The organism is Imperialibacter sp. (genome assembly GCF_040222385.1).
Lineage (GTDB): Bacteria > Bacteroidota > Bacteroidia > Cytophagales > Cyclobacteriaceae > Imperialibacter.
Window position 1 is genome coordinate 75,459 of sequence record NZ_JAVKDF010000049.1, and the last position, 12,359, is coordinate 87,817.

Here is a 12,359-nt window from a genome sequence, read left to right on the forward strand (position 1 = left end):
TAAACTTTTACATCTACTTTTTAAAACTATGAAAACATCGTCTCACAGTGGGTGGAAGTGGTTGGTACTACTTTCATCCTTTATCATGGCACCTTTGTTGGCTATCGGACAGCATCAACTCAAAGAATTGCGCAATGGTATTTGCCTGACACCCGGCATCCCATCGATCAGCGTATCTTTGGAACGGCAACTGGCGCACAAAAAGGAGAACCGGCGGTTCTATCTACGGGGAATTGCCGGGAAGTTTGGCGACCTCGTTAATCAGGAATGGACAGGGTACCTGGCGCTCATGCCTGCATGGGTTTTCGGCACCGGAGAGCATCACCTTGAAACCGGCATCGGACTAACGCTCGTCGAACCATCGCACCAACCGGAAACCTGGGCTGCGATCAATGTGGGCTACAGGCGTCAAAAGCCTGGAGACCCATTCATTTTCAGAGCGGGAGGCGGTATTCCTGAAGGGGCCTACATTAGTCTGGGGCTTGCATTCTAAATCAAAGCCTGCCGATTTCTGTTGGCACAAGCTATCCAATGAAATCTCAGTCAATAAAATACCAGGCCCGGCTAATCTTACCATTCTGAATCTGATAGATGCCCATGGCAGAAGAGGAGACTGTTTCGCCTGCCTTGTTCTTGTGGCTCACCACTTCCCTGAAGCTGACTCTTTCGCCGTCGACCGCATATTGTTCAATGGTCGAGACTGATTTTCTGCCAGCCGAAAAGTAATACGCCATGCTTTGCCTGAAATTTTCTTTCCCCGCCACCTCGAGCAAAAGCGTGTCAGCCGTGAGTGAGAACCACTTAAAATCGTCGGTGACATTTGCGGTCAGCCGATCAACGTCACCCTCGTTGAAGGCCGCCACCTGATCGTGGAAAACTTTCAGGAGTTCTTCGTTTTGAGCATAGGCTCCAGCTGTCAACAAAAGCAGCATGACACCTACTAAAATCTTCTTCATAGTTTAGTATTTACGTAAGTTTTAAAACCGTCCTCGAAAAGCAGCCTCCAACCTTCCGTAATTTGTCCCTTTGCTTTCGCTGATACATCACCCATCAACGTATCCGACAAAGTCAGCGAGGTTTTGCCGCCATCTTCCTTCAGCGTAATCTTGAGGAACGTAATGGCTGGCCCGCCATAATCCGGCGTAAGGTGCCCCTGCAACTCCAGATGATGGGGAGCGTTGAGCACAATTACTGTGTACCAAAGCAGCCCCTCATCATTTCCATAGTCTTCGTACATCCTCCCTCCCACTTTGGGTTCAAGGATAAACGCTTTTGTTTTTTGGCTGGTGTAGAAGTCCTTTCTCCACCAGAGTCCGATATCCTGAACAAGGCAGTCCCATGTCTTTTGGACTCCAGTGCTGATCGGAATTTCAAGCAGCACATTGATTGGTTTCGATGGTCGTTCCATAAGCAAGTCTTGGGTTAAATGATCGATATTTTCATGGTACTCAGCCAGCCCCTTTAGTTGTAGCAGGTTGGTGGCCCACTGCGCTTCGTATTTTTTCACCCAGCGTTCGTACACTTGCTGTAGGGGTATTGCATTGATATAATTCCAACGATTCCTCCCGTCCTTTCTTCCGATTACAAGACCTGCTTCTTCGAGTATCGAAAGGTGTTTCATCACTGCACACCGCCCTATCGACTCAAACTCCTCCACCAGATCGCCCGTCGTTTTTGGCGATTCCCTCACCAAATCCATCAGGCGCCGACGAGTGGGGTCAGCCAGGGCTTTCCATATTTCTGTTTCTTTATCAGTTACCTGAGTTTCCAAAGGTGATTAATATTATGTTACTAAATAGTAACATGTAAACATATTCGAATATCATTTGATATCCAAGCCCGTTAGTGCGGCGTTGCATAGCCTCCATGTCCACTAAATCACACATTGCTTTGACTTACCTCCAACAATTTTCTAATCTTATCCTTTATTCCAGAAAGTTGAAAAAAATGACAAAGACATATCCCTTGCTTGCCGCTCAAAAGACATTTCTGGGTGAATGGGGTGAATTAGAAATATGATTGGGCTGAAAAGGTGCATTCAGAACGCTTTCTATTCTTTATGAATATGCAAACCTATTTGTCTGTGGATTCTCAAGGAATTGTCCGCTTCTCTGCGCCAATATGAAATTCCAGTGCCTGTTGTATTTCCCGAGAACCCTGGCACCGACCAATCCACATAAAACCCTCCATAATTAATATAGCCATCTGTCACAGAGTCGTATGCGTAAGTAAATACCTGAATAGAATCTATTTTGGCCGGGTTCGCATAATAGGCTTGATAGTGCTTCAATAATGTGCCCTTGCCGGCTTTAATTGTGTCAGCGAAGGGAAGGTACATTGCATCTTTTGTATATGCATTCGCTGACCTTTCTGGCACTCTGTCCATTACATTCGATTCGTTTAAAGCCATGTAGGCTTCGAGTTCCCAGGGTATATTTACTGGAACTGGTTCAGACTTTTTCGCCTCATGCACAACAAGCTTCGAGGGATTGTCTATTTGATGCAAATATCCAAAAGACTCTGCAACGAGGGTTAGCTGCTGGTTTTTGCCAAATTTCCAGACGTTAAAATATTTGCCTTTATACTGATCCGAATTATCAAGCACTTTGTTGAACAACCCTATTTCTATAACCCTATTTTCAAAAATTAGAATATCGATTACTTCTCGGGTGTATTCCTTGATCGTCTGTCTATCGAAAATTTCATCATAGTAGATTTTGATGTTGTCCCTTTTGCCTATCAATGAATTATATTCAGCCATTAACAAAGCGTTCCTGTCATAGAGATCGCTGATTGCCGGGAACGATTTGTCTTTTGCGGCCTCGATCATTCTACGGTTGCTTTCCTGCAATCGGTCATTAATGAATTCATCCGATTTCTTCTCACCAGGGAGATTGTTGTGAGAGTCTATACAGGCGAACATTGTCATAAAAAGCAGGCTATACAATACAATAGATTTCATTCTTTAGTGGTTTTTTGGTTTAGTGTGGAGAAAAGGTGAGTTGTTCGGCGAGGTAGCACCCTCAATACCAACTCAGCGTTGGTAATTAAAGTCACTTTCCCTTCCTCTGCGAAAGTAGCCATACAGGCAATGCCTCTTCTTTATCAACATTCTCCCAGCTATTGTGCTTCACGCCAGGGTAGCTGGTAAACCTGGCCTTCTTCCCTCCCAGCCTGATAATTTCATCGTAAACCTGCTTCGAGTATTTCATCAGCACGATGTCATCTTCCTCACCGTGAAAAATCCATAGTGGCGCATCCAAGAGCTTGTCAACCGCCTTTTCGCTGCCACCACCGCAAACCACGTAACCTGCAGCAAACTTGCCAGGTTCCTTTTGCAGGACGGAGAGGGTGCCAAACCCACCCATAGAAATACCATAGATGTAGAGGCGATTGACATCAATGGGATAGATTTTAATCAGTGAGTCGACGAGGGCAAGGGTTTTAGCAGTCGCTTCTGTATGCCCATCAGTCCAGGTATTGCCCCAGCCCTGATCGGCTACCGTGCATTTGGGAGTGAGCATAAACAGGGGTTGCTCGTTTTGAATCGCAGGCTGGTACCATTTACTGTCTCTGGAGACAGTATCTGTGCTACCATGCAAGTAAACGACCAGCGGATAGGATTTCTTAGAATCAACATCAGCAGGTTTGAACAAACCATACCGCAACCCCATATAGCTGCTCTGCTTGTAGTTGCTGTACTTTTCGGACAGTTGCGCCTGAGCTGCTGAGAAAATCAGCAGAAGACCGACTACAGGGATAGCAGCTCTGGCCAGTCGTTCATTGATGTGGGTCATAGTTTTTACTTTTAAATTTTCTTCACATATGATCTCTATTCAAATACCAGTTTCCTACCAAGAAACGGCAACACCCGGGTATAAAATCGCCCGTCGTCAATCCATATTTTCGACCATGGATCGCCATTGTACTCCTCTGCCTCGTGCTCAACGCCATAGTCTATCAGTTTACGGCTGAGGGTTCGGCTGGAAATCACATGGGCCTGTGTTTGATCAAACCTTCCCCAGTCAAAAGCAATACCTCTCATGCTTCGCAGGTTGGCCGCCGATTCCTCGAGTGTCTCTTCAAGGTGAAATTCCTTTTTCGCCCTTGAAACCATTTCTGGATTGAGCTTCGGCTGACCATTTTCGAAATCAACAAAAAAGTCACAATAGAAAGGAGGACGGTTCGGATTGGGTAGAAATCCCTGGCTGATCGCTACAAAAATCTGTGTCCTGCCCAGGCCAGCAAGTTCCTGGAAAGTCTGGGCATCTTTTATTTTGCTCCAATCGATATCGAGGTTGGCCCAGGGCAAGTCGCCATTGCCAGTGGCAACAGGATGCATCGCATAAGCAACCGAAAAGACTTCGGCGTGAGTCATGGCGAGCTTCAGCGCTCCACGGCCACCAAAAAAGTGCCCCACTACAGCCCTGCTGTCTCTCGAAGAGAGAGTTCGGAACTTGCCATCGATAAATGGAACTAGTTCATTGACTGTGAAATCGAGCCATCTGCCGCTGGTAGTGGAGTTCTCATACATACTGCCCGTGGTTGGAGAGCTATAGTCGGCAGCTACAAGAATAAATTCGTGGACAACGTTGCTGGCGAATGCCCTGTCCACCAGCTTCAGCAGGTTGCCATCCTGAAAGGCGGCGTCCACATTAGAAAAAGCATTATGCAAGTAATACACAACCGGATATGCCTTCTTCGAATTTGTATAACCAGGCGGAAGATAAACCTTTACCATCCGGTTTGGGTCAAGGCCAATTAAATTGTCTTTCAGAATTTCAGAGGCAAGCGTCTCCGTTTTCAGGGAACCTTGTTTGGCGGCTTGTCCTTTCGCCGACGTGCCACTGGCAACCAGATAAACAACACAAAGAATGCTGCCGATTAGTCTTTTCATCACGTAGCTGAGTATTTGATACGGTATGAAAGTAGCGGCAGGCTTTTCACTAAAAAAATCAGATTGACCACCTGCGTATCGTACTATACCAAATGCACATAATTATTTACAAGCTGTATTTCGTATTCAGCTCTGTCCTACTTTTTCCAGAGTTTGTCGCTCACCACCCTTTCAAGCACATGCTCTCTGTAGTTGCGGCTGATGGGGATGCGAAAGCTGCCAATGATGATTTCATTGTTCTCGATGGACTGGATTTTGGAGATAGAAACAATGAAAGATTTATGCACCCTCACAAAGGACTGCCTCTCAAGGTTTTCTTCCACGTTCTTGAGATACAGTAATGTGATGAATTTGCCCTTTGTAGTAAAAATAGTTACATAGTTTTGCAGCGCCTGTACATAAAGGATATCATCAAAATAGATGCGCTCAAATTTGCTGTCGCATTTGATGAAAAAATGATCTGGATTCCGGCCGGTAGCACTGTCATTGGGGACTACTGGCTTAGCTCTCAGCTGCTGGTGCTCCTTCGCCTTGGTCGCCGCTTTAAAAAACCTGCCGAAGGTGATCGGCTTTAACAGATAGTCGAGCACGTCGAGCTGGTAGCCATCCAGAGCGTAGCTCGGGTAAGCGGTAGTAATAACCACCATAGGTGGGTTTTTGGCCATTTTCAAAAAATCGATCCCATTGATCACCGGCGTCTGAATATCCAGAAACACCAGATCAATTTTTTGGGCACTTAGTATTTTATCAAGCTCAAGAGGATTGCTGCCTTCTCCTGCCAGTTCCATGAAATCTACCTGTTCCACGTACCCGGCAATACATTCCCGGGCAAGAGGCTCATCGTCAATAACCACACATTTGAGAGGCGTCATCCTTTTTGTTATTAACCTAACCAACAGCTGCTACAAGTTTACCTGGCAGCACCATTTCTGTTTTCTCTACAAGCTCCGCAGTCAGATCTATCTTCAACGACACTTTGAACTCATCATTCCCTTTATCGATGCTCAAACTGTACCTGTCGGGGTAAATCAGATCAAGCCGCCTTTGCACGTTTTTCAATCCCAATCCCCCAAAAGACACCGCCTCTCTGGCCCTGGCCTGCTCAGGCTCCACACTGTTACCAATGCTGAAGTTGAGAAGGTAATCGCTCAGTGAAAGTTGCATGCGAATCCAGTTGGGGCGGCGCTCTTGTTGACTTACATGCTTGAATGCATTTTCAACAAAGGGCATCAGCACGAAAGGAGCAATCATGGCATTTCCTCCCAGCTCCCTTTTAAAGTCAAGCTGCAAGTCGAGTTTCCCAACATCAAGCCTAAGCCTGGCCAGTTCAATAAAATTGTCGAGGTAGGTAAGCTCCTGCCCCAATGGTATCCTATGCTCATTGCATTCGTAAAGCTGGTAACGCAAAAGCTCTGAAAACTTAGCCAACGACTCCGACGCCACATCAGGGTTCTTTTTGATCAGTACAAAAATGGAGTTGATCGTATTGAACAGGAAATGAGGATTGAACTGTGATTTGAGAAACTTCAGCTCAGTTTCCAGCTTTTCTTTTTCAAGCTCCTGCTGCCTGCGCCTGTCTCTCACCCAGTTTTTCGCCAGCTTTATACTCATGGCCAATGTGGTGCTTGCCACAGTGGAAGGCAATGTTCCTGACTTAAAGAAATGAAGTCTGTCGGTAGTATTTATTTTAAAAAGCTCCTGTACGGTGGTGTCGTAAACCCAGGCATTCACAAAATACCCGAAGTTGATAGCAAGGGCCGCCAGCACCACAGTCATGGCCAGGCAGCAGAAGTAGATGACGTATTTGCCCTTTTCGAAATAGCGGGGCATGAGAAAATATAGATTGAAATAAACCGCTATCGCCTGAAAAATGACGTAAAAGGAAAACTTTACTCCAAAAGGAGCATACAAAATACTATGAGCAACATCCTGCACACTGCCCGTGAGCAATGTCCACCATGCACAGTGGTAAGCGAACCAAAAGGGCAAATGGTAGATTTTGTACTTGAAGAACCAGGCGTATTTTGATTGATCGGCTAACAACTGACTTTGAATATGGAAGGTTAAGGATGAGGACTATCAACTAAATTACGTAAAAATCGCCTGAATGACCTCGCTACTACCCCATCGGCTTTGAATATTTGACAACATGTTACAAAAAACTGACGTCAGGTAATGGTAAGCCTTGCAAAGAAAACTTTCCCTCTTCCATTGGGCATTTTTCCGGCCGTTGTGGCATATTGTGTGCCCAAGAGCACATGGAAAAAAAGCCATACGAAAATAAGATTGCAACAAGCAGCAAACCCTTCGATGAGTTCAAAGGGGAAAGCAGGCCCGGCGGGGTTGTTCTCGACAAGTACCTGTCGGTGGAGCAGTCCGGCAATAAGGAAACCGGGAGCGCCAAAACGTTCATCGTCGTGGGCTCACACAGGTACTATAACCTTTTCAGCGCTCAGCTGGTGCGGGGCGGGCTTACCCAAAACAGAGAGCTAAAAAATTCGCTCACAGTACTGAATCCGCTCGACAGCATGTGGCAGTCGCAAAACCCGGAAGTGCTCAGGTTTTATGCAGCCATTGCCCGATTTCAGGCATTTTATGAGCCCACACTCACCGACCTGGACGCCGTCAGGGCCATCGTCAACAATCCGCTGCACTACTCCTTTTATCAACACGATGCTTCTGTTTCGGAAAAGGTAAGCGCCAAATCCGTCTCGAAAATCACTTTGAGAGAAGCGGACGTCCGGGTGCTGGTCAGGATTTCGATGGAAAATGGTGTCTACCACGTGAGAGCCGAGGTGTATATCGACGGAGCCTTCACTCCGGCTACCAGGGTGGCTGTTAGGTTCGATAGGTTCGTCACTATTGACGAGCAGTGGTTGATGGCAGAAAAAACTGACGCCTTAAAAGTGCTGTCGTACTTCAGGAAATACGAAGACGGTCTGCGCCTGCCTCATGCGGCGTTTGTTCGGTTTCAAAAGGATGTGCTCTCTCAAATGGAAAACCACGTTGAGGTAGTGCACGAATACATGGAAACAGCCAGGGCAACGACGGAAGATGAGAGCCAGTCCACCCGGCTGATCTACCTGTCCGACTTCGGCGACTATATTGTGATTGACCCCGTGGTAAGATATGGAAAGACTGAAATACCGGTGCTTACCACCAAACAAATCTACATCGAAGATTTAAAGGGAGAGCCTGCAATGCTGGAGCGGGACACTGAAATGGAAGAGGCGTTTCTTTCCCGCCTCATCCGACAGCACCCGCATTTTAAAGAGCAAGTAAACAATCCCCTACTCTATTTTTACCTACACAAAACCAGGTTTGTACAAGACGGCTGGTTTCTGAAGGCCTACGAAGAATGGAAGGCGGAAGGGCTGGAAGTGCTTGGCTTCAGCCAGCTCAAAGGGATCGACGTCAACCCCGAGCCAGTCAATATTTCAATACAGGTCAGCAGCGGACTCAATTGGTTCAATGCCCGGATAGAAGCAAAGTTTGGCAGAAAGAAAGCATCGCTCAAGCAAATCCACAAGGCCGTAAAGAACCAGAACCGATACGTAACGCTGGACGACGGGACACTGGGAGTGATGCCGGAAGAGTGGTTGCAAAAGTTCGAAGACTATTTCGCTGCCGGCACCATTGTCGACGACGTGGTGCAGGTGCCGAAGGTCAACTTTGAGTCCGTCAACCAGCTTTTTGAGCGATTTATGCTAGACGAGGAAACGCAGCAGGAAGTCAGCGGCTACAGGCAGAAGCTCTCCAGCATTGGCAAGATTACACCTGCAAAGCCTTCAGCTGCGCTCAAAGCAACCCTCCGACCCTACCAGCTGCAGGGCCTTACCTGGCTCAACATCCTCGATGAATTCAACTTCGGCGGCTGCCTGGCCGACGACATGGGGCTGGGAAAGACTATCCAGATCATCGCATTTGTACTGGCATTAAAAGAAAAACACGGCCCCTCCACTCACATCCTGGTGGCGCCCACCTCAGTCATTCACAACTGGCATAATGAAATCGAACGGTTTGCCCCAAGCCTCAAAGCCGTGTCGTTCCATGGCCCGCACCGCCTTCGGATAATTCCAAAATTCAAAGACTATGATCTCGTCATCACCACTTACCATACGCTCGTCAATGACATTACCTACCTGAGAAAGCACCAGTTTCACTACGCCTTTCTCGACGAGTCGCACAACATCAAAAACCTTGCATCGCAACGCAACAAGGCCGCCCGGATGCTGAAAGCCAAAAACAGGGTCATTCTTACCGGCACGCCACTCGAAAATCATAGCTTCGATTTATACGCCCAATTGGCGTTTGCCTGCCCTGGACTGCTGGGCTCCCGCACCTATTTCCGCAATACATATGCTATGGCAATCGACAAGTTCCAGCACAAGCACAGTATTTTCGACCTACAGCAAAGAATTAGCCCTTTCATCCTCCGCCGAACCAAGAAAGAAGTAGCCACCGAGATGCCCGAAAAAACGGAGATGGTGCTCTACTGCGACATGGAGACCGAGCAGCGGAAGATCTACGATGCCCATGAAAAAGAACTTCGTGACTTGATTGAATCGACCAACAATGAACAGTTGCTAAAAACACCAATGTATGCCCTCAGAGGCATTACCCAGCTTCGTCAGATTTGTAACTCGCCGTTGCTGCTTGGCGAGGAAAAAGAATATGGAGACAGTTCAGCGAAAATTGACACGCTAATGGAACAGCTCCGCAATATCACAGGTGACCATAAGGTGCTGGTGTTCTCGCAGTTTGTTTCGATGTTGAACCTGATCGAGAAAGAACTTGCCAAAGAGCACATTGGCTACACCATGCTCACAGGCAGCACGACCAACCGGGAGGAAGTGGTAAGCCAGTTTCAGAACGACGTACATGCAAGGGTATTTCTGATCAGCCTGAAAGCAGGCGGCACCGGCCTCAACCTCACCGAAGCCGACTATGTGTTCCTGGTCGACCCGTGGTGGAATCCGGCGGTAGAAGACCAGGCCATTGACCGCAGCTACCGCATTGGGCAGGACAAACGGGTAATTGCGATTCGGCTGATTTGCAGAAACACCGTGGAGGAGAAAATCCAGCAGTTGCAGCAAGACAAGGCAAAGCTAGCCAGCGATCTGGTGAAAGAAGGCAATGGTTTCCTTCAGTCGATGACGAAGGGAGACTGGCTTGGCTTACTGCAAAATCCCAGCCCTTAACTGCATTAAACATCGTAGTTCCCATAATTTCTGCCTTTTTTGGGGCATGAAAAAACTCTTACTCATTGCTTTATCGGTTGGCGGCTTTCAATTGCAGGCGCAGCAATTTGACTATCTCCCAACAGCCGCAAATCCTTATGGGTTACCGAATCCGAAGGCTCCGAAAGAAATCAGGGACTTTAAAGAATTAATTGGATCGTGCGATTGTAAGTCAGTCAGCCGCATTGATCAAAACACCTGGGCCGACACAGTTCAGATGACCTGGGTGTTTAAATACATCATGAATGGACTGGCCGTGCAGGACGAAACCATTAAAGCAGACGGGCTTCATTCCGGTAGCATCAGGCAGTATAGCGCCGACAGTGCCAGATGGAACGTTCATTACTACTCCACCGTCGCCACTCCCTCATTGCGTACCTGGTACGGGAATAGAAAAGGAGATAAAATCATTTTGTATAGTGAGCAACCATCGCCCCAGGGCAATCCTGGGTTTTACAGGCTTACGTTTTCAGACATTTCTGACAGCGGCTACAACTGGGTAGGCGAATGGGTGGACAAAGGAGAAACATTCGCATACCCTACGTGGAAGATCTTTTGTAAAAAGAAAATTTAGACCATTACCAATGACGCCATGCTGCTAACAGGGCTCTTCTATTTAGTAGCACCAACAATTCTCATTTCCCTTGTGGTATTTCGCTGGCACTGCAACATGTTGATTTGGGTGTTAAATACCCTTCTTCGGATTGGCTATCTTGCTCCTATGGGGCTCAGCAAGGCAGGGGCTGGTTACCACTTACCTCAGAACTATTTTAAATGGAAAGGGAATGCCTTTCACCATAAACGGAAGATTTTTGGTGAGAGGAAGTATATTGGAAGCAAAGTGAGACTTGAGACTTAGCAGAATAGTGCCAAGTCCTTCCCGTTTTATACTGACCACAATCATTGTCATTTCATGTCGCTCGTCATGGTCTTACATCTCCAAGGCTACTAGTTTTAGTAAAAGAGGCAGAGACTATGAGATACTTTCTGGCGATAATCATCTTGCTTCATGGAGCCATTCATCTTGCTGGCTTCAGGGTCAATACACCTGCTGTCTCTTCCAATTTCGTCAAGTCGCCAGGTGTCTTCTGGCTGGCGGTGGCGGTCATGTGGTCAGTTACCTCTGGGTTACTCTTCTCAAACTGGCGCTACTGGTGGGTATTTGGTATGACGTCTGTTTTTTTCTCTCAAATTCTAACCTTCAAATACTGGAAAGATGCGAAGTATGGAACCATTGTGAATGTGGTGATTCTACCCTGGTTATTCGTGAGCCTTGCTGCATCAAATTACGAAGATCAATATAAAAGAGACATAAAGGAAGGGATGGCCTCGTTAACACCAGCACCCCAAGAGACCTTGAGCAACACTGACATTGAGGGCCTACCCTTGCCGGTTCAAAAATATATCAGGTATTCCGGGGCAATTGGAAAACCTAAGGTGACTCATTTCAAAGTAGCGTTCGAAGGTGTGCTGAGGGAAAGTGATACAGCTGATTGGATGTCATTCCACTCGGAACAAACAAATTTTATGAACACGCCAACTCGTTTGTTTTTTTTAAATGCCACCATGAAGCACCTGCCTGTAGCCGGCTATCATCGGTACACAAACGGTGAGGCTTTCATGGATATCCGTCTGATATCAATGATCAGGGTGGCCTATGAAACAGGAAGGGAAATGGGCGTTTCCGAAACAGTTACCTTCTTCAATGATATGTGCGTGATGGCACCAGCCACCCTTATCGACAGCCGGGTAAAATGGCTGGCAGTTAGGGGAAACCATGTTCAGGCGTCTTTCACCACTGACGATATCACCGTTTCCGCATGGCTGTATTTTAATGAAGATGGACAACTGATCAACTTCATATCCGACGATCGGTATGCCCGTGAGGAGGATGGCTCTATGGAAAGGCGACAATGGTCAACGCCATTGAAAGACTATCAGGATTTTAATGGTCACAGAGTGGCAGCTTATGCTGATGCGGTTTACCAGTATCCCAACAAAGAGTTTTGCTATGGAAACTTTCGCACCATCAATGTAGAATATAACCCAACAAAGCGATGAAGCTCAACAAACAATGGCACCTCGCCAACCCAATGCCAACAAAACCAACATTTGAACAGCGGGCGGCATGGCATCTCGAACATATTAAAAACTGCCCCTGCCGTGGCCTCCCCGCCAGGCTGGCCGAAGAGATGAAACGAAAGGGGATTGAAGTTAAATAA

Annotated in this window: 13 protein-coding genes; 6 read left to right on the forward strand and 7 right to left on the reverse strand. The window is 47.0% G+C overall.

The window, feature by feature from the left end; translation table 11 throughout:
- The first annotated feature begins 28 nt into the window (after positions 1–28).
- A complete protein-coding gene (locus RIG68_RS23740) occupies positions 29–493 on the forward strand; it encodes a hypothetical protein (RefSeq protein WP_350128273.1) in 465 nt (154 codons plus the stop codon).
- A gap of 46 nt (positions 494–539) precedes the next feature.
- On the opposite strand, the gene RIG68_RS23745 is transcribed toward RIG68_RS23740, so the two are convergent.
- The 7 genes from RIG68_RS23745 to RIG68_RS23775 form a co-directional block, all read right to left on the reverse strand.
- Complete coding sequence (locus RIG68_RS23745) at positions 540–956, reverse strand: nuclear transport factor 2 family protein (protein WP_350128276.1); 417 nt, start codon at positions 954–956, stop codon at positions 540–542.
- Positions 953–1,771 (reverse strand): ArsR/SmtB family transcription factor, encoded by an 819-nt coding sequence (locus RIG68_RS23750; protein WP_350128279.1) that lies wholly within the window; start codon positions 1,769–1,771, stop codon positions 953–955. The genes RIG68_RS23745 and RIG68_RS23750 overlap by 4 nt, the downstream gene beginning before the upstream one ends.
- 279 nt (positions 1,772–2,050) lie before the next feature.
- Positions 2,051–2,962, reverse strand: coding sequence for a hypothetical protein (locus RIG68_RS23755; protein WP_350128281.1), 912 nt, complete (start codon positions 2,960–2,962; stop codon positions 2,051–2,053).
- Between the two features lie 91 nt (positions 2,963–3,053).
- Positions 3,054–3,797, reverse strand: a complete 744-nt coding sequence (locus RIG68_RS23760) for a carboxylesterase family protein (protein WP_350128284.1) — start codon at positions 3,795–3,797, stop codon at positions 3,054–3,056.
- A gap of 35 nt (positions 3,798–3,832) precedes the next feature.
- On the reverse strand, positions 3,833–4,897 hold the full coding sequence (locus RIG68_RS23765) for an alpha/beta hydrolase (protein WP_350128286.1): 1,065 nt from the start codon (positions 4,895–4,897) through the stop codon (positions 3,833–3,835).
- Between the two features lie 137 nt (positions 4,898–5,034).
- The gene (locus RIG68_RS23770; RefSeq protein ID WP_350128289.1) at positions 5,035–5,769 is read right to left on the reverse strand and encodes a LytR/AlgR family response regulator transcription factor; all 735 of its coding nucleotides are present in this window, start codon (positions 5,767–5,769) and stop codon (positions 5,035–5,037) included.
- 16 nt (positions 5,770–5,785) lie between these two features.
- Complete coding sequence (locus RIG68_RS23775; protein ID WP_350128292.1) at positions 5,786–6,886, reverse strand: sensor histidine kinase; 1,101 nt, start codon at positions 6,884–6,886, stop codon at positions 5,786–5,788.
- A gap of 269 nt (positions 6,887–7,155) precedes the next feature.
- Here RIG68_RS23775 and RIG68_RS23780 point away from each other — a divergent pair, with 269 nt between their 5' ends.
- From RIG68_RS23780 to RIG68_RS23800, 5 genes are all read left to right on the forward strand, one after another.
- Positions 7,156–10,098 carry a DEAD/DEAH box helicase gene (locus RIG68_RS23780; RefSeq protein WP_350128295.1) on the forward strand — a complete coding sequence of 981 codons (2,943 nt, stop codon included), beginning with the start codon at positions 7,156–7,158 and terminating at the stop codon, positions 10,096–10,098.
- 46 nt (positions 10,099–10,144) lie between these two features.
- On the forward strand, positions 10,145–10,711 hold the full coding sequence (locus RIG68_RS23785; RefSeq protein ID WP_350128298.1) for a hypothetical protein: 567 nt from the start codon (positions 10,145–10,147) through the stop codon (positions 10,709–10,711).
- An 18-nt stretch (positions 10,712–10,729) separates the two neighbouring features.
- The gene (locus RIG68_RS23790; RefSeq protein ID WP_350128301.1) at positions 10,730–10,996 is read left to right on the forward strand and encodes a hypothetical protein; all 267 of its coding nucleotides are present in this window, start codon (positions 10,730–10,732) and stop codon (positions 10,994–10,996) included.
- A gap of 116 nt (positions 10,997–11,112) precedes the next feature.
- Positions 11,113–12,198 (forward strand): DUF6544 family protein, encoded by a 1,086-nt coding sequence (locus tag RIG68_RS23795; protein ID WP_350128304.1) that lies wholly within the window; start codon positions 11,113–11,115, stop codon positions 12,196–12,198.
- The gene (locus tag RIG68_RS23800) at positions 12,195–12,359 is read left to right on the forward strand and encodes a hypothetical protein (protein ID WP_350128307.1); all 165 of its coding nucleotides are present in this window, start codon (positions 12,195–12,197) and stop codon (positions 12,357–12,359) included. Before RIG68_RS23795 ends, RIG68_RS23800 begins: the two co-directional genes overlap by 4 nt.